24 protein-coding genes and 1 riboswitch are annotated in these 23870 nt (G+C 25.8%); of the genes, 21 read left to right on the forward strand and 3 right to left on the reverse strand.

What is annotated here, in order from left to right; all coding sequences use genetic code 11:
* The first annotated feature begins 431 nt into the window (after positions 1-431).
* From CLTHE_RS05195 to CLTHE_RS05255, 14 genes are all read left to right on the forward strand, one after another.
* Complete coding sequence (locus tag CLTHE_RS05195) at positions 432-2090, forward strand: sensor histidine kinase (protein WP_143324028.1); 1659 nt, start codon at positions 432-434, stop codon at positions 2088-2090.
* Between the two features lie 19 nt (positions 2091-2109).
* Positions 2110-3183, forward strand: a complete 1074-nt coding sequence (locus CLTHE_RS05200) for an HD-GYP domain-containing protein (RefSeq protein WP_080022310.1) — start codon at positions 2110-2112, stop codon at positions 3181-3183.
* A 76-nt stretch (positions 3184-3259) separates the two neighbouring features.
* Positions 3260-3385, forward strand: a riboswitch (SAM riboswitch).
* A 75-nt stretch (positions 3386-3460) separates the two neighbouring features.
* Positions 3461-4423, forward strand: coding sequence for a methionine ABC transporter ATP-binding protein (locus CLTHE_RS05205; RefSeq protein ID WP_080022311.1), 963 nt, complete (start codon positions 3461-3463; stop codon positions 4421-4423).
* Between the two features lies 1 nt (position 4424).
* Entirely contained in the window at positions 4425-5063 is a 639-nt protein-coding gene (locus CLTHE_RS05210) for a methionine ABC transporter permease (RefSeq protein ID WP_080022312.1), read from the forward strand.
* A gap of 16 nt (positions 5064-5079) precedes the next feature.
* Positions 5080-5895 (forward strand): MetQ/NlpA family ABC transporter substrate-binding protein, encoded by an 816-nt coding sequence (locus CLTHE_RS05215; protein ID WP_080022313.1) that lies wholly within the window; start codon positions 5080-5082, stop codon positions 5893-5895.
* Positions 5896-6059: 164 nt separating this feature from the next.
* Positions 6060-7115: a YkvA family protein gene (locus CLTHE_RS05220; protein WP_080022314.1), complete on the forward strand. Its 1056-nt coding sequence runs from the start codon at positions 6060-6062 to the stop codon at positions 7113-7115.
* Positions 7116-7128: 13 nt separating this feature from the next.
* Positions 7129-7770, forward strand: a complete 642-nt coding sequence (locus CLTHE_RS05225; RefSeq protein ID WP_080022315.1) for a ribonuclease H1 domain-containing protein — start codon at positions 7129-7131, stop codon at positions 7768-7770.
* Positions 7771-7834: 64 nt separating this feature from the next.
* Positions 7835-8011 carry a hypothetical protein gene (locus CLTHE_RS16870; protein WP_169840812.1) on the forward strand — a complete coding sequence of 59 codons (177 nt, stop codon included), beginning with the start codon at positions 7835-7837 and terminating at the stop codon, positions 8009-8011.
* Positions 8012-8309: 298 nt separating this feature from the next.
* Positions 8310-9611, forward strand: coding sequence for a helix-turn-helix domain-containing protein (locus CLTHE_RS05230; protein ID WP_080022316.1), 1302 nt, complete (start codon positions 8310-8312; stop codon positions 9609-9611).
* A 19-nt stretch (positions 9612-9630) separates the two neighbouring features.
* Positions 9631-10893: a helix-turn-helix domain-containing protein gene (locus CLTHE_RS05235; protein WP_080022317.1), complete on the forward strand. Its 1263-nt coding sequence runs from the start codon at positions 9631-9633 to the stop codon at positions 10891-10893.
* Positions 10894-11029: 136 nt separating this feature from the next.
* Positions 11030-11392 carry a hypothetical protein gene (locus CLTHE_RS05240; protein WP_080022318.1) on the forward strand — a complete coding sequence of 121 codons (363 nt, stop codon included), beginning with the start codon at positions 11030-11032 and terminating at the stop codon, positions 11390-11392.
* Between the two features lie 232 nt (positions 11393-11624).
* Complete coding sequence (locus CLTHE_RS05245) at positions 11625-12797, forward strand: cation:proton antiporter (protein WP_080022319.1); 1173 nt, start codon at positions 11625-11627, stop codon at positions 12795-12797.
* 124 nt (positions 12798-12921) lie between these two features.
* Positions 12922-13338: a bacteriohemerythrin gene (locus tag CLTHE_RS05250; RefSeq protein WP_080022320.1), complete on the forward strand. Its 417-nt coding sequence runs from the start codon at positions 12922-12924 to the stop codon at positions 13336-13338.
* A gap of 114 nt (positions 13339-13452) precedes the next feature.
* Positions 13453-14175, forward strand: coding sequence for a Bax inhibitor-1/YccA family protein (locus tag CLTHE_RS05255; RefSeq protein ID WP_080022321.1), 723 nt, complete (start codon positions 13453-13455; stop codon positions 14173-14175).
* Positions 14176-14219: 44 nt separating this feature from the next.
* On the opposite strand, the gene yjeM is transcribed toward CLTHE_RS05255, so the two are convergent.
* From yjeM to CLTHE_RS05270, 3 genes are all read right to left on the reverse strand, one after another.
* A complete protein-coding gene (gene yjeM, locus CLTHE_RS05260) occupies positions 14220-15722 on the reverse strand; it encodes a glutamate/gamma-aminobutyrate family transporter YjeM (protein WP_080022322.1) in 1503 nt (500 codons plus the stop codon).
* A 257-nt stretch (positions 15723-15979) separates the two neighbouring features.
* The gene (locus tag CLTHE_RS05265; RefSeq protein ID WP_080022323.1) at positions 15980-16954 is read right to left on the reverse strand and encodes a P1 family peptidase; all 975 of its coding nucleotides are present in this window, start codon (positions 16952-16954) and stop codon (positions 15980-15982) included.
* 82 nt (positions 16955-17036) lie between these two features.
* On the reverse strand, positions 17037-17627 hold the full coding sequence (locus tag CLTHE_RS05270; RefSeq protein WP_080022324.1) for an ECF transporter S component: 591 nt from the start codon (positions 17625-17627) through the stop codon (positions 17037-17039).
* Positions 17628-17887: 260 nt separating this feature from the next.
* Here CLTHE_RS05270 and CLTHE_RS05275 point away from each other — a divergent pair, with 260 nt between their 5' ends.
* The 7 genes from CLTHE_RS05275 (at position 17888) to hisG (ending at position 23867) form a co-directional block, all read left to right on the forward strand.
* Positions 17888-18442, forward strand: coding sequence for an NUDIX hydrolase (locus CLTHE_RS05275; RefSeq protein ID WP_080022325.1), 555 nt, complete (start codon positions 17888-17890; stop codon positions 18440-18442).
* A gap of 141 nt (positions 18443-18583) precedes the next feature.
* On the forward strand, positions 18584-20044 hold the full coding sequence (gene thrC / locus CLTHE_RS05280; RefSeq protein WP_080022326.1) for a threonine synthase: 1461 nt from the start codon (positions 18584-18586) through the stop codon (positions 20042-20044).
* Complete coding sequence (gene thrB / locus CLTHE_RS05285; protein ID WP_080022327.1) at positions 20044-20937, forward strand: homoserine kinase; 894 nt, start codon at positions 20044-20046, stop codon at positions 20935-20937. The genes thrC and thrB overlap by 1 nt, the downstream gene beginning before the upstream one ends.
* A complete protein-coding gene (locus CLTHE_RS05290; protein WP_040414129.1) occupies positions 20937-21374 on the forward strand; it encodes an ACT domain-containing protein in 438 nt (145 codons plus the stop codon). Before thrB ends, CLTHE_RS05290 begins: the two co-directional genes overlap by 1 nt.
* A gap of 86 nt (positions 21375-21460) precedes the next feature.
* Positions 21461-21958, forward strand: a complete 498-nt coding sequence (locus CLTHE_RS05295; RefSeq protein ID WP_080022328.1) for a GNAT family N-acetyltransferase — start codon at positions 21461-21463, stop codon at positions 21956-21958.
* 146 nt (positions 21959-22104) lie between these two features.
* Positions 22105-22995, forward strand: coding sequence for an ATP phosphoribosyltransferase regulatory subunit (locus tag CLTHE_RS05300; RefSeq protein WP_278320284.1), 891 nt, complete (start codon positions 22105-22107; stop codon positions 22993-22995).
* A 245-nt stretch (positions 22996-23240) separates the two neighbouring features.
* Complete coding sequence (hisG, locus tag CLTHE_RS05305; protein ID WP_080022329.1) at positions 23241-23867, forward strand: ATP phosphoribosyltransferase; 627 nt, start codon at positions 23241-23243, stop codon at positions 23865-23867.
* Positions 23868-23870: the final 3 nt, after the last annotated feature.

The raw sequence follows: 23870 nt of genomic DNA on the forward strand, positions 1-23870 counted from the left end.
GTATACATTACTATATATGGTTTTGTAATAAAAACGATTTAAAATTTATAATTTGTGAAATAATTATAGTTTTTTTTAATATAGTAGATTCATATGTTATTTCTATACTTATAAATAAAAGAAGAAAATTAATTGAGTCTAATTTAAATGAGATAATTAACATAACTTTTTTTAAAGTATTGCCAAGCATACTAGTATTAGGTTTATTTATACAATATGTTTATAATTATTTTTTTTATGGAAATCTAGATTTCAGATTTTATAACTTTGTATTATCCAATTTTTTAGGATATGTATTTTCTTTTACAATATACTATATATTTATCAAAATAGATGAAATAAAAATAAAGTTTTCAACTAATTTTTATATATTTGTTGTAATTATATTTTTATTTAATGTACAAGAGGTTTATTATAGAAATGTTTTTGATATGAATAGATCTCATTTAGAATATATATCTATATTTATACTTGTATTATCATGCATATTATTAAAACCAGAAGAATTTATACTATTGATAATGGAAGACTTCATAATTTCATTCTTTATGGTTAATCTTTTTTTAGGAAGATTAGATGGATATCTTAAAGAATATCTAGTATCAGATTTACAATTATTCTATGTAGTAGTATTAACGACCTGTTTTTTCTTAGCTATTTTAAAAAATAAAAATAAAGATTTAATAAAAGAGATAAGTATAAAAAATGAAAAATTAAAAGAAGAAGCTAAAGAAAATAAAGAGATGCTTCAAAAAGTGGATATTTTAATTGATTCAATAAAGAATACTGCTTTTATTGCAAATGAAAATGGAGATATAATATATTCAAATAATTCTTTCAATAAGCTTATAAAAGAAAATAATATATATTCTATTGAGTGTTTTAAAGAAGCTTTAGAAGAGTTAGAAAAGTGCAAAATAAAAAGTATAAGAAAAGAAATTATGATTGATGACACTTATATAATGCAAGAAATATTTATTACTCGATATATGGACAAGCTATTTATATCTGGAATAGGTACTGATATAAATAGAATTAAAACAGTACAAGAAAAGCTAAAAAAGGCAAAAGAAAATGCTGAGGAAGCTAATAAAGAAAAAACATCTCTTTTGGCAAGAATAAGTCATGAGCTTAAGACTCCCATGAATACTATATCTGGAATAAATTACTTATTAGAAGAGACTATGTTAACTAAAAAACAAAAGGAATATACAAAAAAGATTGATAGAGCTTCAAATTTACTATTAAAAATGATAGATGATATTCTTTATGTTTCAAAAGAAAAAGAGGCTAAATTAAAAACTGAAAATAGAGTAATAAGCTTAAAAAAAGTAATAGATACAGTAATATTAATAAAAGAAGATGAAATAGATAAAAAATGCATAGACTTTATAAAAGAAATAGATGAAGATATTCCTAAAAAAGTTATAGGTGATGAATTTAGATTAGAACAAATTTTTATAAATTTAATTGGTAATTCTATAAAATTTACTGAAAAAGGATATATAAAATTCACTATAAAGGTCATTAAAAGAGAAAGAAATTTATGTAAAGTTAAATTTATTGTAGAAGATACTGGAATAGGTATATCTAAAGAAAAAATAGAAAAAATATTTGAACCATTTACTCAAGGGGATGAATCAATAACTAGAAAATATGGGGGGACAGGATTAGGTTTAACAATATGCAAGAATATAGTTGAAGAATTAGGGGGAGAAATATTTGTTGAAAGTAAAGAAGGGAAAGGAAGTAAATTCAATGTAATTCTTACTTTAAAAGAAATATTTACAGAGGCTTCAAATGAGAGAATTTTAATAAAAAAATCTAGTAAAATGTTAATACCTAAAAATTTAAATGAAAATCTATTAGAAAAAGATATAGATTTTCAGGAGATAAAACTATATTTAGATAAATTAAAATTAGCAATTAAAAATGATGTAGGGGAAGCTATAGATATCTTTGATTATATATATAGAAAATTAGAAAAAACAGAATTTGAAGACGATATAGTTAAAATAAAAAAATTAATGGATGAATTTGATTTAGAAAAAGCAATAGAAGAAGTAAATAATTTAGAAAATAAATTTTGAAAGTATAGGATTTATAAAGATGAATAGAAAAAATAATAAAATTTTAATTATTGATGATGTTTCAGATAATGTAAAAGTTTTAGTTGAAATATTAAAAAATGAATATAAAATAAATGTAGCATTAAATGGAGTTAAGGGAATAGAGCTTGCAAAATCTTGGGGACCAGATTTAATATTATTAGATGTTATGATGCCAGAGATGGATGGATATGAAGTTTGTAAAATATTAAAAAGTACAGAGGAAACAAAACATATACCAGTAATACTTTTAACTGCTTTAAGCAATATAAAAGATGAGTATTTAGGAATAAGTTTAGGAGCTATAGATTATATAACTAAACCTGTTCACCCTAAATTAATAAGAGCTAGAATAAAAAATTATATAAAATTAAAAGAATATAGTGATAATTTAGAAAGACTTGTTAATGAAAAAATAAAAGAGATAGAGCAATTTAATAGTTCTTTTATTGATACACTTGCACTTATAGCTGAAACTAGAGATTCAGATTTAGGGTGTCATATTGAAAGATGTAAAGAATATGCTAAAGTTATGTTAGGATATATGGGAAAAATAGATAAATATAAAGAAGTTATAGATTATGAAAATACATATGCTATTGTTAAAGCAGTTGCGCTACATGATATAGGGAAAATAGGAATACCAGATAATATATTACTTAAGAATGGTAAACTTACAGATGAAGAATTTGAAGTTATGAAAGGTCATTCTTATTATGGATATAAAATATTAAAAAATGCAGAAGGAAAATTTGGAGGAAAAGAAAATAGGCTTCTTGCTTGTGCTAAAGAAATTGCTTATTATCATCATGAACAATGGGATGGAAATGGATATCCTTTAGGTTTAAAAGAAGAAAATATTCCTTTGTCAGCTAGAATAATGATGATAATTGATGTTTTTGATGCAATAGTAAGTAAAAGAGTTTATAAAAGTGCAAAAGATCCACAAGTTGCTATTAATTTTATAGAAGAATTTAGTGGAAAGAAATTTGATCCTGATTTAGTAAAAGTTTTTTTAGAAGTTAAAGATGAATTTTTAATAATAGCACACAAATATGCAGATGAAGAAAATTAAAATATTTTAAAAAAATAGTTGACAAGCTGTTAAAAAAATAATATATTTATAACAAGAAAACGGAAAACTTAATAAATACTTATCAAGAGTGGTGGAGGGACTGGCCCTATGAAACCCGGCAACCTGTAAATTAAAATATAGTATTTTTATATTTATTTTTACGTGGTGCTAAATCCTGCAACAAAATGTTGGGAGATGAGAGAAAAGTTAATAGGGTATATTCCATGCACTAGAGATTTGTTCTCTAGTGCATTTTTTAATTTTGGGGGTGGAAAAAATGATAAAAATAACAAGTTTGGATAAGAGTTTTGGCAATAATAATGTTTTAAAAAATATTTCTCTTGAAATAAAAGAAGGAGAAATATATGGAATAATAGGTCATAGTGGAGCAGGAAAAAGTACTTTGCTAAGATGTATAAATGGATTAGAAGGGTATAATAGTGGTTCTTTAACTGTTATGGGACAAGAAATAAAAGATTTAAATTCAAATGAAATAAGAAATTTACGAAGAAATTTAGGAATGATATTTCAAAATTTTAATCTTTTAAATAGAAAAACTGTTTTTGAAAATATAGCTCTTCCTTTAGAAGTATGGAAGTATGATAAAAAGAAAATTGAAAATAAAGTACATGAGCTTTTAAAATTAGTTGGATTAGAGGAAAAGAAAAATAGTAAACCAAAAGAATTAAGTGGAGGACAAAAGCAAAGAGTTGCAATAGCTAGAGCTTTAGCATTAGAACCTAAAATTTTACTTTGTGATGAAGCAACTTCTGCATTAGATCCTAAAACAACAAAAGATATTTTAGAGTTACTTTTAGAAATAAATAAAAGATTAAATATAACTATAGTTATGGTAACTCATCAAATGGAAGTTGTAAAAGAAGTTTGCGAAACAGTAACTCTTCTTGATGGTGGAGTTGTAAAGTCACAAGGAAAAGCTAAAGATTTATTCTTAAAGCCAGAGACTCATCTTAAAAAGTTTTTAGGAGAAGATGAAGACAATGTTCTTCCAAAGGAAGGAATAAATATTAGAATATTTTTCCCAAGTGACTTTTCAGAAAATGCGATTATAACAAAACTAGCTAGAGATTTAGATGTTGATTTTTCAATAGTATTTGGAAAACTTGAAAAGTTTAGAGAAGATATTTTAGGAAGTCTTGTTATAAACATCAATGAAGAAGATAAAGAAAAGATAGTTAAATATTTAGAAAATAAAGAAGTTAAGTTGGAGGTGCTTTAATATGAATAAAGAGATTTTAACTGCAATACAGGACACAGCAGTAATGGTTTTATTTTCAACAATATTTGCAACAATATTAGGGTTTATTCCAGCTATAATACTTACTTTAACAGCTAAAGATGGACTTAAGCCAAATAAAACTATATATGGGATTTTAGATTTTATAATAAATATTCTTAGAAGTTTTCCATTTATCATATTAATGGTTGTATTATTTCCATTATCAAGAATATTAGTTGGAACTTCTATAGGAGTTAAAGCAGCTATAATTCCTTTAACAGTAGGAACTGCACCTTTCATAGCTAGAATAATAGAAAATGCATTAAGAGAAGTTGATAAAGGAATAATAGAAGCTGCAAAATCTTTTGGAGCAACAGATTTTCAAATAATATTTAAAGTTCTTTTAAAAGAAGCTATACCTTCAATTGTATCTGGATTAACTTTAACAGTAATTAGCGTAATTGGATATTCAGCAATGGCTGGAGCAATTGGTGCTGGTGGACTTGGAGATGTTGCTATAAGATATGGATATCATAGAAATGATAAACAGGTTTTAATTATTACAGTAATATTATTAATAATAATTGTACAAGTACTTCAAAGCTTGGGAAATTATTTATATAAAAGATTATCTAAATAAAAAGGGGGAATTTATAATGAAGAGGAAAACAATAATTACAGGAATATTAATAGGGGCATTAGCTTTTGCTTTAGGTGGATGTGGGGCGTCATCTGAAGCAAAAGATGATAAAACAATAAAAATAGGAGTATCACCTGTACCACATAAAGAAATAGTAGAACAAATAAAACCTGATTTAGAAGAGAAAGGATATAAAGTTGAAGTAATTGAATTCAATGATTATGTTACACCAAATACTGCATTAGCAGAAGGAAGTTTAGATGCAAACTTTTTTCAGCATATACCATATTTAGAAGATCAAAATAATACTAAAGGATTAAATTTAGATTATACTGCACAAATTCACTTAGAGCCATTAGGAGCATATTCAAAAAAAATAAAAGATATTAAGGAATTAAAAGATGGGGCAATTATAGCAATTCCAAATGACCCTTCAAATGAGGCTAGAGCTTTAAAATTATTAAGTGAAAATGGGCTTATAAAAGTTAAAGATGGTGAGCTTATAACTCCAAAAGATATAACAGAAAATAAAAGAAACTTTACTTTTAAAGAATTAGAAGCAGCAGCTATTCCAAAAGCTTTAGATGATGTTGATTTAGCAGTTATAAATGGAAATTATGCAATTGATGCTGGATTCTCAGTTAAAAAGGATGCATTACTTGCAGAGACAAAAGATTCAGAAGCTTCAAAGCCATATGGAAATGTTTTAGCAGTAAAAAAAGAAAATAAAGATACTCAAAAAATTAAAGATTTAACAGAAGCTTTAACTTCTGATAAAGTTAGAGAATTTATAAATGAAAATTATGATGGAAATGTTATACCAGTATTTTAACTTTATAATGAGAAAATAATTTATAAAAAATATATAAAAATACTACAAAATTTAAATGTTTTGTAGTATTTTTTATTTTGAAATAATTATATCAGTCATTTTATTTTACAAGTTTTTAATAAAAAGGTAAAATAAAAAAGAATATAAAAGTTGGAGGGTGGAATATGAATATATCGAATGTTTTGGTTCAATTAACTGGAGATGATATATTAAGTGTCATAAATGATTTTGTTAAAATTGACGGATTAGATTTATCATCAGTTATTATAGATAATGGAATACATATAAAAGGAAGCTTTAAAAAAGTTATAAAAATAAACTTTGAAGGAACTATTTCAGATATGAATGTAATAGATGAAAAAGTTCATTGTAGATTTTCTTCATTTAAGGTGTACAAGCTAGGTTTATTTAGAGTTTTTAGAAGCTTAGGAGTTAAAATAGCATTAAAGTTTATTGGAGACTTAGGATTTGAAGGGACAAAAGATAAGCTTATAATAGATGTAGATAAAGTTTTGGAAGATGTAAAAATAATAAAATTAAAAGTAAAAGACTTCTATATAAAAGGAGATAGAGTTTTTGCTGAAGTTAAAGATATAAATTTAAACTTAAAAGGAAATACTTTAGAAGAGAAGAGTGAAGAAAAAGAAACTTTAAGTGATACAGTAAATAAAGAAGGTTCAAAAGAAACTGCAGAAGAAGTAGCAGCTGAAGTTGTTGAAGAAGAAGTTGGTGAGGAAGAAACAGAAGAACTAGAAGCTTTATTAATAGAAGAAAAAACAGAAGACTTTTATAATAAAGGAAGAGATTTTACAAAAGAAAAATTAGATGAAAAATTACCACCAAAAGCAAAGCCATTTTCGGAGTATTTGCTTGTAGTTCCTGATTTAATAGCATTAATAGTTAGACTTCTAAAAGATGAAAGAGTTCCTATGAAAACTAAATTAACTGTTTCAGGAAGTATAGCGTATATTGCTTTTCCAAATGATTTAATACCTAGTAAAATACCTTTTATAGGAACTATAGATGATATAGCAGTATTATTTTTTGCTTTAAATAGAATAGCAAAAAATGTTCCATTAAAAGTTTTAGTTGAAAATTGGTCAGGAAAAAATGAATTATTAATTGTATTAAAAGAAGGATTAGATTATGTAATAAACTTTACAGGAGCTAAAAATTTAGAAAAAATATTTAGTGTAATTGAAGAATTACAGACATTATAAAGAGGAGTTAAACATGGCAGGAAAATTCTATTCAGTATATAAAGGTAAATCAGGAGAACCAAAAATATTTACTTCATGGGATGAATGTAAAAAAGAAGTAATAGGGTTTAAAGGAGCTATATATAAAAGTTTTAAAACAAAGGAAGAAGCAGAACAGTTTATATTATTAAATGTAAATAGTAGTAGCGGAGTTAAAAAAGATGCTTCTTTAAAAGAAGAAAGTTTTATAGCAGATGAAGGACTTACAGCTTATGTTGATGGAAGTTTTTCATTAGAAAAGAAAAATTATTCTTATGGAATGGTATGTATAGAAAATGGAGAAGTAGTTTTTACTGCTAATGGAGTAGGAACAGATAAAAATGCAATATCATTAAGAAATGTATCTGGTGAAGTAAATGGTGCAATGAAAGCTGTTGAATATGCAATAGAAAATAATTTTAAGCAAATAACTATAGTTTTTGATTATCAAGGAATTGAATCTTGGGCTTTAGGTACATGGAAAAGAAATAATGATATAACTAAAAATTATAATGAATTTATGCAAGAGAAAATGAAAGAAATAAAAATAAACTTTAAGAAAGTTAAAGGACACTCTGGAGATAAATTTAATGATATGGCAGATAAGTTAGCAAAAGAAGCTTTAGGAATAATTTAAATGAATAAAAAATATTAATTTACAAACCATAATATCATCTAGGAAAATAAGTGAGGTGATAAAAATGGGACTTAAATTAATGACTGGATTAGCAACTGGAGCGGTAGTAGGAGCAGCTGTTGGTATGGTTATACTACCACAACTGGATAGAAAAACTCAAAAGAAAATGAGAAAAGCAGGAAGAGTGATTATATCTGCAGCAGAAGATACTTTTGATACTATTGCATCAGCAATGAAATAATGATTATATATGAGTAAGATGAGAAAATTTCTATTATGAAATTTTTTCATCTTATTTTTTTATATTAAAAACTGAATAGAAAATATTAATTTTAATAAAAATTAAGTTATTTTAATAAAAATAAAGAAAAAATTTATAGCAAAAATAAATATATACTAAATAAAAAATAAAAAATGAAAGCTAAATTCGATAAAAATATTGTATATATTTACAAAAACATGTTATAATTATAATAAATTTTAACAAATTATAAACAATTTTAAAAATATTTGAATAAAGTATGGGGTGTGTAAGATTTATGGAAATTCTATCTTTAGGGGAAAAGATAAAAATAAGAAGAAAAGAACTTAATATGACATTAAAAGATTTAGCTAAAGACAGAATAACTCCTGGTCAGATTAGTTTAGTTGAATCACAACGTTCTAATCCTTCTATGGATTTATTAGAATATTTAGCAGATACATTAAATGTTAATGTAGAATATTTAATGGAATCAGAAGAGAGCCAAGCTGAAAACATAAGTTTATATTATGAACAAATAGCAGAAGCATACATATTAGATAAAAAATATAATTTAGCGGAAGAAAATATAAACAAAGCTTTAGAATATGCTGAAAAATATAATTTACAATATAGAATAGCAAATATATTAAATTTAAAAGGAAAAATATATTTAGGTAAAGGCGAATATCATTTAGCACAGCAAGAAATATTAAGTGCAAATATTATATTTATAAAAAATAAAAAGTACGAAGAAATAGTAAGAACATTTCTAGAATTAGCAAAAATAACATTAAAATTAAAAGCTTATCATTCAGCAAATAGTTATTTAAAACAAGCTGAAAAAGTATATTTAGATAATGAAATTATAGATGAATTTTTAATAGGTGAAATATATTATAATTTAGCAACAACTTATTTTGAAATTGAAAATATCGAACAAGCTAAAAAGTATTCAGAGCTGACAAGAGAAAAATTACAAAGAATAAATAATAGAGAGGAATATGCAAAGAATCTTTTAGAAATATCAAAAGAATATGCTGATAACGGAGATTTGTTAAATGCGATAAAATATTCAAGAAAAACATTGGATGTATATAAAGTTTTAGGTGAATATTCAAGTGTATCTAATATAGAAAATAATATAGGAGAGCTTTTCTACAATTTTGAGAATATAACAGAAGCAGCAAGTCATTTTGAGATTTCAAGAGACATGAAAGAGAAAAATGGAGATGAAAGTTTACTTAAAACATTAATAAATATTTGCAAAAATTATCTAAAAATAAAAAAGATAAATAAATGCAAAGAAACATTAAGTGAAATTTATAAAATTATAAAAGAAGAAAATAGAGAAGAAAAAATAGAATGTCTTCTTATAGAGTATAGAATGCATCAAATAGAAGAAAATGAAGAAATGGCAGAAGGTACATTAATAAAAGCTTATGAATATGCTTTAAATAATAAACTTCAAGATAAATTAGCAGAACTATCAATTATGATAGGAAAATTTTATATAGATATAAAAAATACTGAAAAAGCAAGAAAATACTTAAATGAAGGAATAGGTATTTTTAGAGAAATAGGGATATTAAAAAATTAAATTATGATGGGTGGTTTACATGGAAATTCTTTCAACTGGTGAAAAAATAAAACGTATAAGAGTGTATAATGGAATAACATTAAAAGAATTATGTGGAACAGAAATTTCTATATCAAAGATGAGTTGTATAGAAAATGGAAAGATAGAAGCAGATACTGAAATTCTAAAATATATATCAGATAAATTAAAAATAGATTTTAATTACTTATCAAAAAGTGTTTATGATCAAATAAAAGATAATGTAAAAGAAGTAGAAGAAAATTTATCAAGATATGATTATGAAAAAGAATTAAAATTTAATTTAGAATATGCAATTGATTATGGCTATATAGAACAAGGTATGGAAATAATAAATAAATTATTTAGATACTATAAAAAGAAGAAAAAATGGGGTAAATTATCTGAAATTATACCAATATATTATGATTTGTATAGCAAAACAGAGGATTTAAATAATCAATTAATTTATTTATTTGAAATAGGAGACTATTTATTTTTAAATGAAGAATATGATGAGTCTGGGATTTATTTTGCTAGAATCTTAGATTTAATGAAAAATAACTCTTTAGATAATACAGAGTTATATGCAAAAATATGTTGTGAATTAAGCAAATGTCATTTTAAACTTGGTAAGTATATAGAAGGTGAAGAAGTATTAAATAAATCATTAGACCTTTTAGATAAAGTTACAGATAGAAAAATATTATGTGAAATATATCATGTAAATGCTATAAAAAATATATTAATGCAACAATATTCAAAAGAAAATAGGGACAAAGCATGTAGTTATGCTAAAGATGATATTTATAAAATAATAGATATGAAATCAGATTATGTTAAATGTTATTTTAAAACATTTAATACAATAGAAGCTGAGAAAACTATTGAAGAAATAATTCCTATTTTACAAATAGAAAGCACAGATATTTGTGCTGAAGAGTTTGTAAAATTCTTAAAAATACTAAAGCAATATAATCAAAGAGAATATATACAAAGAATATTAGATGATGCATTAAATATAGCAATTGTAACTAATAATATTCAATTGATGGAGTATTCATATTATTTAAAGGGAGCTTTATTAGAAGAAGAAGGAAAATATGAAGAAGCTGAGATGAATTTTAATTTATCATTAGATGCATTAGCTAGATTTGGTACTAAAAAAGATTTCTATGAAAGATATTTAGATTTAGGAAATCTTTATTATAAATTAGATAATTTAAAAGAATCTGTTAGATATTTCTGTTTAGCAATGGATGTAAAGAATAAGTGTAATTATTAACAGAGAAGGCTAATAATTAAATATTAACCTATAAAAAGCTTGTATATAAAACATATAAAAATATAAAAATACTATTAGAGGGGATTGTCTTAAAATAAAAAAAGACAATCCTTTTTAGTATATGGAGGTGTTTTTTATGAATTATTTATTAGTTTTACCAGATTATAGAGCTATGGGATTTTCAGAGCTTAAAGATGCTGATAGAGTATTACACGTATATTTTGAAGATAGGATAGATATAAAAAGTGAGCAAAATATTTATAGTCAATATGATATGTATGAAGAAAAATCAAGAGATGATATTTCTTATGTAATTGGAGCCGAAGAAGGTTGGGGAAAAATATATGACATAGATGATTTAATAGAAAATATTCAAGAATCTGATATGTTCCAAGATGAAAAAGAGGATATAATAAGAGAATTATTAAAGAATGATATAAATTTTGATATAAGTAAATATGAAATAGAAAATATTTTAGTTAATACAAAAACTTATTAAATTTTATAATGAATAAATAATTAATAAATCATAAATAAACAATTAATCAAATTTGTAAAATGGATTATATAAGAGAATATTAAAGATAAAAAGAATATTGATTGATTATATTTTAATTAAGGATAAATAAGCCTTAAAAAGCCTATAAAAGGTTGATTATGTAGTAAAAGTAATTTGAATAAAAAAGTAAAAGCTCCTATAATTATCCTTGTACTAAAAAGGGGGGATTGGGATGTTATCATATAAATTTTTATTTGATATTGCATTGATTTTATTAAGTACAAAAGTGTTTGGGATAGCAACTAAAAAAATTAAAATGCCACAAGTTGTTGGAGCACTTTTAGCTGGAATAGTTTTAGGACCAGCATGTTTAAATGTTTTACATGAGACAGATTTTATAGGTCAAATGTCAGAACTGGGAGTAATAATACTTATGTTCACAGCTGGACTAGAAACAGATATAACTGAACTTAAAAAAACTGGAAAAGCCTCAGCTTTAATAGCTGTTTTAGGAGTGATTCTTCCACTTATAGTAGGTTTTTTAGTAGCAACAGTATTTAATACTGAAACTATTCCAGGAAGTCAAGTTAGTCATGTTTTACAAAATGTATTTATAGGGGTAATATTAACCGCAACATCTGTAAGTATTACAGTTGAAACTCTTAAAGAGATGGGAAAATTAAGCACGAAAGCAGGTAACACAATTTTAGGAGCAGCACTTATTGATGATATTTTAGGTGTTATAGCTTTAACAGTAGTAACTGGTTTGGCAGATTCAACAGTCAATGTATGGATAGTACTATTAAAAATAATCTTATTCTTTATATTTGCAGGAATTAGTGGATATTTATTTTATTATATTTTTATTAAAATGGAAAATAGATACCATAAGGATATGAGAAGATTTGTGATAGTAGCATTCGTATTTTGTCTTCTTCTTTCATATTGTGCAGAAGAGTTTTTTGGAGTAGCAGATATTACTGGAGCATTTATTGCAGGATTAATAATTTCTAATACAGAAAGAACAAAATATATTAATTCTAGATTTGAAACTCTTTCATATATACTTTTATCTCCCATATTTTTTGCTAGTATAGGGATAAAAGTAGAAATTGGAAATATGACAAATGATTTGATAATATTTACTTTAATTTTATTAATCGTAGCTATAATCACAAAGATTGTTGGATGTGCGATAGGTGCTAAATTTTTCAATTACTCTACAAAGGAATCAATACAAGTTGGAATAGGTATGATTTCAAGAGGTGAGGTTGCTTTGATTGTGGCTAATAAAGGAATTGCAATTGGATTAATGAATACTAGTTTCTTAGCACCGGTTGTAATAGTAGTTGTTGTAACTACAATAATAACACCTATATTATTAAAAATAGCTTTTAAAAATTAATGATATATATAAGAGATTAAACAGAGTTTTAATCTCTTTTTTTATATATACATAATGTAGACATTTATAAAGAAAATAAGTTAAACTTATAAAGTGGGAAATATTGAGAAAAGGGGATTGGGAGATGAGCAATGAATTAGATAAATATATGTTGGGACAAGAATTAATAGATGGTGATCATAAAGAATTATTTAAATTAGTATATAAATCTTATGATATAATACTAGATAAATTTTCTTTAGATAAATATGATAAAATTGTTGATGTAATAGAAGAATTAAGAGGTTATACAATATATCATTTTAATAGAGAAGAAGAATTAATGTTAGAAATGAAATATAATAAATTTTTTTCTCATAAAGTACAACATATAGAATTTATAAAGAAATTAGAAGATATAAATTTAAATGATATAGATAAAGATCAAGAAAAATATATAAAAGAACTTTTAGATTTTGTATTAGATTGGATACAAAATCATATTTTATATATGGATAGTCAATTTGTTGATTTTTATAATACTCAAATTAAAAAAATATAAAAATTATATTATTCTTAAATTATATGGAGATGTTTGAAATAAAAAATATCATATGATAGTATAAAATTATACTTATGAGATAAAGATATAGATAAGTATGAGAGGAGTATGAATATGAAGATAGGTAGAAGAACAAATCCTGCTATGGCAAAAGGATTTTCAGAAATCGTAAGTGATGGAACAACTATGACTATTAGTGGCACTATAACTAAAATAGTTATATTTTTAGCAGTTTTAGCAGTATGCTTTGCATATAGTTGGCTTAATATTCCATATAGTTCTGGAGTTATGATTGGAGTTTCATTAGTAACATTTATAGTTGCTCTTATAACAACTTTTTCTCCAAAGATTTGTCAATTTACAGGTATAATATATGCCGGTCTTGAAGGGTTATTTTTAGGTAGTTTATCAAAACTTTTTGATAGAATGTTTCCAGGAATAGTTCTTCCAGCAGTATTATTAACTTTTGTATGTGTGTTAGTAACTTTAGCTATTTATGGTAAAAAACCAGGTATAGTTGATAGAACAAGAAAAGGTGTAATGATTGCATTAATTACAATTTGTATAACTTCACTTATAGGAGTTGTATTAAGTTTCTTTGGTGTAATATTACCAATATATCAAAATGGGCCAATAGGAATAATTTTCAGCTTAGCTGTTGTTATTTTAGCAACACTTTGTCTTATGCAAGATTATGACTATATATTAAGAGCTGCAAGAAGTGGAGCACCTAAATATATGGAATGGTATGGTGCATTTAGCTTAATGGTAACATTAATATGGTTATATGTTGAAATTTTAAATTTGTTAGCGCAAATATCAAATAGTAGAGATTAAAAAAAGTGGATTCAAATTGAATCCACTTTTTTATTTTTATAATATTACTTTTTACCAGTTATTTTTTCATATCTATGATAAATTAATAATGCTATTATCATAAATACAATAGGACCTGCAATTTGGAAAATAGTAGATGTATAATCTCTACTTTCAAGTATAGGTTTTATTATTGTAAATACATTTGCAAAAGTAACAGTTATCATAACTATAACAACAGCTATAGTAGCACCTTTTTTAGATTTATAAATAACAAAAGGCTTTTCTATGCTATCATTTTTCTTAAACCAAATAAATGCAAGTGCTATAAAAGCATAAGGAATAGTCATAGCAACATTACTCATTAATATTAAATAATTTAAGAAAGTAGTTGCACTCTTACCACCAAGAGAAGTAAGAATAATAACTATTATAACAATTATACATTGAATCCACATAGCATTTTTAGGCATTCCATTTTTATCATCAAGTTTAATTAATTTTTTAGGCCATAATTCTTTTGGTGTTCCTTCGATAAGTTGTTTAATTGGAGAGTATGTAAGTGTAAAGAATGCTCCAATTAAAGCTAAGAACATTGAAAGTCCTATAAATCTAGAGAACCAAAGACCTATATTTACTGATACATCTGGGCTTAAGTGTAATGCTTCTCCTATAGTATATCCTAAGTTCCCCATAACTATATAACCAGCATTAGCCATGTTAACAGTAGATTTGCTTAAAGTTCCTGCCCAGTTTGTAAAGAAACCAACACAAAGAATTCCAAGTGAATATCCAACTGCTATTATTATAGCACCTATTTTTATTCCACGTGGGAATGTTTTTTCAGGATTTTCAGTTTGGTCAACAAGACCACCAATTGATTCTAATCCTCCATAAGCAAATACTGCAAAAACCATAAAGCCAAGAAGACCTATTGGTGATTGGTATGATGGGTTTGGAGATGAGAAAAATGAACTAGCAGTAATAGGTTCAGCAACCTTAAATCCATTAGCAACTAAAACTATAAAAGCTCCAACTAAAAGTATTATGTTAGCTAATGCAACAAAAGTTCCTCCAATTGATGTTATTTTCTTTATACTATCTAATCCTTTTGACGCTGCAAAAGTAATAATAAGCATTAAAATAATACCAAGACATGCTAAAGTCTGAGAAGAAGATAATCCAAATAATGACCATCTTGAAGTTGTGTCTTGCCCGAAGAAAACATTTGATAGAGGTACCCAAATTGAAGATGATGTTGAAACCATCCAAATAAGATAAGAAGTATACCACATAAATGTAACTATAAATGCATATTTAGGGCCTACAGATTTATCCATCCAAGAATAAATACCACCACGTTCTTTTCTAAAAGCAGCACCATATTCTGATAACATAAATGAATATGGTATAAAAAATGTTAATGCTGAAATTATGTAAAATGGTATCGCAGAATACCCCATAAGTAGAAAGGCTCTAGCAATATTAGTAAATCCAAAAACTGATGTGAATATCATTAATATAAGTGATAATAGAGTCAGTTTATTTTTATGATTTGAGTGTGACATAAGACGCCTCCTTTTTAATTATGATTTTTTTATTGTAACATATTAACATAAAGAAAATATGAATAAAAAAAGAAAAATTAATTAAAAATACACAAATGTTAACTATAAAAATATATATAATATATTTTTATATACAGACATAAAGTATTAAGTCATTAAAAAAACTTCACATTAGATTAAAATAAGGTGAAGTTTTTTAATAAATTATAATATTTTTACTATAAGTTAAACAGTATTTTTTATTTATAAAATTTTTCCTATAAATTTAATTCTTTAAATGAAACAACATCATTTAAAGTATCAGCATTTTTGATAGCATTTAAAACTGCTTTTTCCATAACATTTGCAGCTAACATTCCAACAGTAGATACATCAGCATCTATGTAATTAGTTGCCATAGTAAAAATAGTGTCTCCATCAAACATTGTATGAGCAGGTTTCATAGTTCTGGCGAATCCATTATGAGCCATTGATGAAATTTTTTTAGCTTGTGCTTTATTGAAATTAGCATTTGTAACTATTATTCCTATTGTAGTATTACCTTTAAAAGGATTCTTAGGATTTTCAGTTGAAGATAAAAGAATATTTTCACTATTTAAAAATTCTTTTGTTTCTTTATTATATGCACCTGCTATTATATTCATATTATCCATTGGATCAACAACATCACCCAAACAATTAACTGCTACAATAGCTCCAACTTGAAGACCATTTTCTAATTCTACTGCAAAAGTTCCAAGGCCACCTTTCATAGCAAATTCAGGTCCAGCAATTTTACCAACAGTGGCACCATATCCAGCTCCAATATTTCCATTTATATTTTGAGTATAGTTTTCAGAATTTATGCAAGCTTCATATCCTAATTTTTTATCAGGTCTTATTTTAGGGCTACCAAAAGCTAAGTCAAAAAGTACAGCAGAACATACAATAGGAACTTTAGCTACTTGAACATCAAAACCAATATTTCTTTCTTCTAAATATTCCATAGCTCCAGTAGAAGCTTCTAATCCAAATGCACTTCCACCAGAAATCATAATAGCATGAACTTTTTCTACAAGTTCAGATGGATCTAAAAGATCAGTTTCTCTAGTTCCTGGAGCTCCTCCACGAACATCTACTCCTCCTGTTGCACCTTTTTCACAGATAACAACTGAACAACCTGTAGAACCTTCTTTATTTTCAGCATGTCCAAGTCTTATACCTTTAATATCAACAAATTTTATTTCTCTCATAATAAATACCTCCTAAATAATAGAATAAGGGATGTACTAAAACCAAAATTAGCTTTGTACAACCCTATATATGAATTTGAATTTATCTTCTTTTTTTTATTTTATTCATTGTTAAAACAACTGGTAATGTAATAAGTGCACAAACTATAGCTTCTGGGATTCCATTAGTAACACCAACTAAAGCTATTGCTCCTTTAGCAGCGTTTACTGAAATTCCAAATGTGTGAGCATACTTATCTAAATAGATTAAGTAAGTTAATCCTAATACACCAACAGTGTTAACAAGTGAACCGACAACTGCAGATATTACAATTGGTATTCCATCCTTTTTGAATTTGTTTTTTAAACCTTTATAAACAAAATAAGCTATAATTCCAATAAGTACTCTAGGTACAATTGCTATTATTGGATTGTAAAACATAAAAGATGTTAATACTGGTGCTGAAATAGCTTGATAAATTGAAAATATACCAAATACTAATCCTACTAATGCACCAACCATAGGTCCTTCAATGAGTGCACCTATAATAACAGGAACTCCCATTATAGTAGCCTTAACTGGTGGAATTGGAATAAATCCAAGCCCTGTAAGACCCATAAAAATTGTGATACCAGATAGCATACCAACTACAACTAATTGACGTACACTAAGGTGGCTTCTGCTTCTTTCCATTTTTAAAATCCCCCGTTCTTATTCCATAATGGATATAATTCGGCAAAAAACAATGTTATTTTGTAATTTGCGTTCAGTTTCATTAATTTGAATACCGACAGAGTTATTTTACAATAGAGTTTATATGATTACAAGAGAAAGATTGTGAAAATTTTATCTAATTTATGCACAGCATAAAATAAATATTATATAATAAAAAAAGAATGATTAATCTAAAAAATAAACTTTAAAATTTTATTTAGTCAAGGAAGTGTTTAGTTATGAAATTACTAAAAATAGAAAAACAAACAAATAACAAATATCTGAACTTATATAAATTAACTTTAAGAAATAAAAAAGATAATATAAAAGAATATTTTATGGCTAGTAGAAGAGAAAAAGAAGAATTAGCATGTGTAACTAAAAATCATGAAAAAGCAGATGGAGTAATGATAATTCCTATAACAAAAGAAGGAGAAATAGTTTTAATAAAGCAATATAGAGCACCTATTGATGATTATTTATATGAATTTCCTGCAGGGATGGTAGATCCAGGAGAAGATTTTATAGAAGCTGGAAAAAGAGAATTATTTGAAGAAACAGGATTAAATTGTGTAAGCTATGAGGTATTAGTTAAACCAAGTTATACTTCTGTAGGAATGACAGATGAAACTACAGCGGTAATAAAAATGATAGTTGAAGGAGAGGTTAGTACTTCAAACTTAGAAGAAAATGAAGAGATAGAAGTAATTAAAATTAAATTAGAAGATGCAAAGGAATTTGCAAAAAATAATAATGTTTCTATAAAAGGAGCAATAATTTTAAATTTGATTTAGAAATATAGGTTTATTAATAATATGGAAAACAAAACCTCCATAAATGTGTTCTTATAAAGGACATTTGTATTTAAAAAATATGAGTGATAATATGAGAATAGAAAAAGGGAAATTCTAAAATTTTATTTGGGGGTGTAATATATGAATTTTAGAAGTACGAGAGGAAAGGAAAAAGGGATAAAAAGTGCTGAAGCAATTGTTAGAGGAATTGCTAAAGATGGGGGACTTTTTGTACCAGATAGTTTTCCAAGAGTATATGAGGAAATAATAAATAAAAAAGGGGCCAGTTATGAAGAAATAGCTTATTTAGTAATAAGTAAGTTTTTTACTGACATAAAAATAAGAGAGCTAAAAGGAGCTATAAAAGATGCATATATAGATAGATTTAAAGTAGAAGTAGTAAAAAACTTTTTAGAGCTATATCATGGGCCAACATGTGCTTTTAAAGATGCAGCTCTTTTATTTTTACCTCAAATAATGAAAAGAGCTAAAAAGATTATAGGAGCAAATGAAGAAATAGTTATTTTAACTGCAACTTCTGGAGATACAGGGAAAGCCGCATTAGAAGGCTTTAAAGATGTGGAAGGTTTTAAAGTAGTAGTTTATTATCCGAAAAATGGAGTAAGTGAAATTCAGAGAAAGCAAATGGTTACTCAAGAAGGGGATAATGTGCATGTAATTGCTATTGAAGGTAATTTTGATAATGCACAAACAGGAGTTAAAAATATTTTTGGTGATGAAGAGTTAAAAAAAGAGTTATTAGAAAAAGGATTTAGATTATCTTCAGCTAACTCTATAAATATAGGAAGACTTATACCTCAGATAGTGTATTATTTTTATGGTTATATTAAATTAATTGAAAATGGAAAAATAAAAGAGGGAGATAAGATAAATGTAGTTGTGCCAACTGGAAATTTTGGAAACATACTTGCAGCATATTATGGAAAGAAAATGGGATTGCCAATAGATAAACTTATCTGTGCTTCTAATGAAAATAAAGTTCTTACAGATTTTTTTAATACAGGAATTTATGATAAAAGAAGAGAGCTTATTTTAACTGAATCACCATCAATGGATATATTACTTTCATCAAATCTTGAAAGATTATTATATGAAATAAGCAATAGAGATAGTTACGAAATAAATGAGCTTATGAATAGTTTGAATACAAATGGTATATATGAAATATCAGAATCAATGAAAGAGAATTTATCAGACTTTTATGGAGATTTTGCTACAACAGAAGAGGTACATAAAGCTATAAATGAGGTTTATGTAAAAGAAAATTATTTAATGGATACTCATACAGGAGTGGCTTATGTTGTTTATAAAAAGTATGTAGAGAAAACTGGAGATAATAAAGAAGTCTTAATAGCTTCAACAGCAAGTCCTTTTAAATTCCCAAGAAGTATATGCAATTCATTAGGATTTGAAGTTGATTTTATGGATGATTTTAAAGTTTTAAATACACTTTTTGAAGAAAGTAAAAATGAAATTCCAAAAAACTTAAGTAATTTAGATAAAAAGAAAGTAATTCATACTAAAACTTCTAAAGTAGAAGATATGAAAAAGTCTTTAAAAGAATATTTAGGAGTAGAATAATGATTAAGGTTAGAGTCCCAGCAACTTCAGCTAATATGGGGCCAGGATTTGATTGCTTAGGAGTTGCTTTAAATTTGTATAATGAGTATGGATTTGAAGAGATAGAAGATGGATTGGTATTTGAAGACTTTCCAAAAGAATTTTCTAATAAAGACAATATAATTTATAAATCAATGCTGAAAGTATTTGAAGTATGTAAGTATAAAACTAAGGGAATTAAAATAAAATTATTAAAAAATGATATTCCAATAGCAAGAGGACTTGGGAGTAGTTCGAGTTGTATTGTAGCAGGGTTAGTAGGTGCTAATAAATTATTAGGAAATAAATTAAGTAAGAATGATTTATTAAATTTAGCAGTAGAAATAGAAGGACATCCTGATAATGTTGCACCAGCTTTACTTGGAGGAATAGTAATAGCTGTAATAGAAAATGGAAAAACTATATATGAAAAGATAGAAAATAAAAACAACTTATCATTTATTTCAATAATTCCAGATTTTAAGTTAGAAACTGAAAAAGCGAGAAGTGTACTTCCTAAAAATTTAACATATGAAGATTCTGTTTATAATATTGGAAGAGCTGCTCTTCTTGCAATTGGCTTAAATAATGGTAATAACGAAATTCTAAGAATTGCATGTAAAGATAAATTACATGAACCATATAGAAATAGTCTTATAAAAGGAATTGATTTAATTAAGAAAGAAGCTTATAATAATGGGGCGCTAGCCTCCTATTTAAGTGGTGCAGGTCCAACTATAATGATTATAGTTGAAAGATTAGACTGTTTTGCTAAATCTATGGAAGCATTTTTAAAAGATATGAAGTTTTCTTATAAAATATTAGAACTTTCTGTGGATATAAAGGGGGCAATTGTAATAGAAGGTGATAAATGATGGAGGGAAAATATTTAGTAATTGATAAGAAGGTTTTACCAGATGTTTATGAAAAAGTATTAGAGGTAAAAAAGCTTCTAAAGGATGGCAAAGTTAAAGAAATCACTGAAGCAACTAAAATTATAGGTGTAAGTAGAAGTGTTTATTATAAATATAAAGATTATGTTTTTGATTTTGCAGAAAGTGCACAAGGCAGAAAAATGACTTTTAATATGATGGTTAAGCATAGAAAAGGTGTATTATCACAAGTGTTAAATTACATTTCTGATAAAGGCGGAAACATATTAACTATAGATCAAGGATTACCTATAAATGAAGTTGCTAACTTAACTTTAACTATAGATATGTCTATGTTAGAGTTAGATTTAACAGATCTTTTAGATGAATTATCTAAAATGGAAAATGTAGAACGAGTTGATTTTATAGCCATGGAGTAAAAAACTATCTTTTGAAATGTAAAAGGCTTTTGCCTTTTGCATTTTATAGATAGTTTTTTAATATATATATAAGGGGGAGAATTTGTATGTACATACAAACGAGTATTGATAATTTAAAACTAAAGAGGGCAAAAATTGAAGACACAGGTTTAATTTTAGATTTAATAAAAGAAATAGCTACTTATGAAAAAATGCTAGACCAAGTTGTAGCTACAGAAGAAAGTCTAAAAGAGTCAATATTTAATAAAAAAGAGGCAGAAGTACTTTTTGTAGAATTGAATAAAGAAGTAATAGGATATGTTTTATATTTCTTTAATTATTCAACTTTTATAGGAAGAGGGGGATTTTATCTAGAAGATATTTATATAAAAGAACAATATAGAAAAAATGGATATGGGAAAGCTATATTTAAAGTTTTAGGAAAGATAGCTTATGAAAATGGATGTGAAAGAATGGAATGGGCTTGTTTAAATTGGAATAAGCCTTCAATTGAATTTTATAAAAGTCTTGGAGCAGTTGGAATGGATGAATGGACTGTTTATAGATTAACAAGAGATAAAATAAAAGCTTTAGCAGAGAGCTAAAATTTTTTTGAGAGATTTCTAATTTTGAAATCTCTCTTTTTTAAAAGTAAATATTTACAGTAAAAGTATTTTTAACAAAAATATAGAAAATAAATATAATATTAATACATCAATAATTTAACGTGTTAAAGTGAAGGGGTGAATAAATGTTAAGTAGAAAAGTTATTCCTGAAGGAACTAAGGATTTAGTTTTTGAAGAGAGTAGAAAAAGAGAATGGGTGATAAAAAAATTAGAAAAAATTTATGAAAGCTTTGGATATGAAAGCATAGTTACTCCTACTATTGAATATTATAAAACATTTTTTAATAGTAAAGATGGATTAAAAGAAGAAGAGGTATATAAATTTTTTGATAATAACGGAAGAATATTAGTATTAAGACCAGATATGACAATACCAATAGCTAGAGTAGTAGGGACAAAAATGAGAGAAGTAAAAATGCCAATAAGGCTTAGGTATTGCTCAAATGTATTTAATGTAAATAAAAGTTTTGGTGGAAAAAGAAATGAATACACTGACTGTGGAGTTGAGTTTATAGGAGATTCTAGTTTAGGCTCAGATTTAGAAATTTTAGTTTTAGCTTTAGAAGGATTAAAAGAGCTTGGATTAGATAAATTTAAGTTAGAAATAGGAAATATAAAATTTTTTAATTCTGCTTTTAATGAAATGGGATTAAAAGAAGAGGATAGAGAAATTCTTGCAAATTTAATAGAAACAAAAAGCTTAATAGAGCTAAAAACTTTTTTAAATTCATTAAATATAGAAAAGAAGTATCAGGACTTTTTTAGTAGGCTTCCATGGCTATTTGGAAATAAAGAAGTTTTAGATAATGGATTAAAACTAGCTTTTAATGAAGAAGTAAAAGAAAGTTTGAAATATATGAAAAGATTATATTCTATATTAGAAAAGTTAGGATATGGAGAATATATAACTTTTGATTTAGGAATGGTTCCAAGAGTTAATTATTACACAGGAATAATATTTAAGGGCTATTTAAATTGGAATTGGAGATACTGTCTTAAATGGAGGAAGATATGACAGTCTTATAGGAGCTTATGGAAGAAATCTAGATGCAATAGGATTTTCAGTAAATATTGATTTACTGACAGAAGGAATAAAAGAATTAGATAAAAATTTAAAATTTATTATATCATATGGAGAAAATACTATCTTAAGAGGAATGAAGGAAGGAAATCTTTTAAGAAAAAGAGGCGTGAATATAGAATATAAATTTATTTCAGATAAAAAAGATTATTTCAAAGTAGAAAGAGGTGAATAAATACATGACTATAAGTATAGCACTAACTAAAGGAAGACTAGAAAGTGAAACTATAAAAATATTAGAAAAAGTAGGTTATGGAATAGAGGAACTAAAGGATAAAGGAAGAAAGCTTGTTTTTAATGATACAAAAAAGGATTTAAAATATTTCCTTGTTAAAGCAGCAGATTCAATAACATATGTTGAACATGGAGTTGCAGATATTGGAGTAGTAGGAAAAGATACTTTATTAGAAAGTGATAAAGAGTATTTTGAAGTTTTAGATTTAAATTTAGGAAAGTGCAAATTTATAGTTGCATCTCTTCCAAAAGTAAATTTATTTGAGAAAATTGGACATGTAAAGATAGGAACTAAATATCCAAAAGTGGCAAAAGAATATTTCAAAAAAAGAGGTATGGATGTTGAGATAATAAAAATAGAAGGGTCAGTTGAGCTTGCACCAATATTAGAACTTTGTGATGGGATAGTAGATATTATGGAAACAGGTACTACATTAAAAGAAAATGGACTTATAGTGCTTGATGATATTTGTGATATAAGTGCAAGAGTTATAGTAAATAAAGCTAGTTTTAAAATGAAAAGAAAAGAGATACGAGAATTTTTATCTAATATAGAAAAAGGTATAAGCTGAGGG

The organism is Clostridium thermobutyricum DSM 4928, from assembly GCF_002050515.1.
Taxonomy (GTDB): Bacteria; Bacillota; Clostridia; order Clostridiales; family Clostridiaceae; genus Clostridium; species Clostridium thermobutyricum.

Bases quoted from the DNA above. Each gene is read 5' to 3' on its own strand.
- CLTHE_RS05195 (WP_143324028.1), top strand. From the start codon at position 432: ATGAATAGATCTCATTTAGAATATATATCTATATTTATACTTGTATTA.
- CLTHE_RS05200 (WP_080022310.1), top strand. From the start codon at position 2,110: ATGAATAGAAAAAATAATAAAATTTTAATTATTGATGATGTTTCAGAT.
- CLTHE_RS05205 (WP_080022311.1), top strand. From the start codon at position 3,461: ATGATAAAAATAACAAGTTTGGATAAGAGTTTTGGCAATAATAATGTT.
- CLTHE_RS05210 (WP_080022312.1), top strand. From the start codon at position 4,425: ATGAATAAAGAGATTTTAACTGCAATACAGGACACAGCAGTAATGGTT.
- CLTHE_RS05215 (WP_080022313.1), top strand. From the start codon at position 5,080: ATGAAGAGGAAAACAATAATTACAGGAATATTAATAGGGGCATTAGCT.
- CLTHE_RS05220 (WP_080022314.1), top strand. From the start codon at position 6,060: ATGAATATATCGAATGTTTTGGTTCAATTAACTGGAGATGATATATTA.
- CLTHE_RS05225 (WP_080022315.1), top strand. From the start codon at position 7,129: ATGGCAGGAAAATTCTATTCAGTATATAAAGGTAAATCAGGAGAACCA.
- CLTHE_RS16870 (WP_169840812.1), top strand. From the start codon at position 7,835: ATGGGACTTAAATTAATGACTGGATTAGCAACTGGAGCGGTAGTAGGA.
- CLTHE_RS05230 (WP_080022316.1), top strand. From the start codon at position 8,310: ATGGAAATTCTATCTTTAGGGGAAAAGATAAAAATAAGAAGAAAAGAA.
- CLTHE_RS05235 (WP_080022317.1), top strand. From the start codon at position 9,631: ATGGAAATTCTTTCAACTGGTGAAAAAATAAAACGTATAAGAGTGTAT.
- CLTHE_RS05240 (WP_080022318.1), top strand. From the start codon at position 11,030: ATGAATTATTTATTAGTTTTACCAGATTATAGAGCTATGGGATTTTCA.
- CLTHE_RS05245 (WP_080022319.1), top strand. From the start codon at position 11,625: ATGTTATCATATAAATTTTTATTTGATATTGCATTGATTTTATTAAGT.
- CLTHE_RS05250 (WP_080022320.1), top strand. From the start codon at position 12,922: ATGAGCAATGAATTAGATAAATATATGTTGGGACAAGAATTAATAGAT.
- CLTHE_RS05255 (WP_080022321.1), top strand. From the start codon at position 13,453: ATGAAGATAGGTAGAAGAACAAATCCTGCTATGGCAAAAGGATTTTCA.
- yjeM (WP_080022322.1), bottom strand. From the start codon at position 15,722: ATGTCACACTCAAATCATAAAAATAAACTGACTCTATTATCACTTATA.
- CLTHE_RS05265 (WP_080022323.1), bottom strand. From the start codon at position 16,954: ATGAGAGAAATAAAATTTGTTGATATTAAAGGTATAAGACTTGGACAT.
- CLTHE_RS05270 (WP_080022324.1), bottom strand. From the start codon at position 17,627: ATGGAAAGAAGCAGAAGCCACCTTAGTGTACGTCAATTAGTTGTAGTT.
- CLTHE_RS05275 (WP_080022325.1), top strand. From the start codon at position 17,888: ATGAAATTACTAAAAATAGAAAAACAAACAAATAACAAATATCTGAAC.
- thrC (WP_080022326.1), top strand. From the start codon at position 18,584: ATGAATTTTAGAAGTACGAGAGGAAAGGAAAAAGGGATAAAAAGTGCT.
- thrB (WP_080022327.1), top strand. From the start codon at position 20,044: ATGATTAAGGTTAGAGTCCCAGCAACTTCAGCTAATATGGGGCCAGGA.
- CLTHE_RS05290 (WP_040414129.1), top strand. From the start codon at position 20,937: ATGGAGGGAAAATATTTAGTAATTGATAAGAAGGTTTTACCAGATGTT.
- CLTHE_RS05295 (WP_080022328.1), top strand. From the start codon at position 21,461: ATGTACATACAAACGAGTATTGATAATTTAAAACTAAAGAGGGCAAAA.
- CLTHE_RS05300 (WP_278320284.1), top strand. From the start codon at position 22,105: ATGTTAAGTAGAAAAGTTATTCCTGAAGGAACTAAGGATTTAGTTTTT.
- hisG (WP_080022329.1), top strand. From the start codon at position 23,241: ATGACTATAAGTATAGCACTAACTAAAGGAAGACTAGAAAGTGAAACT.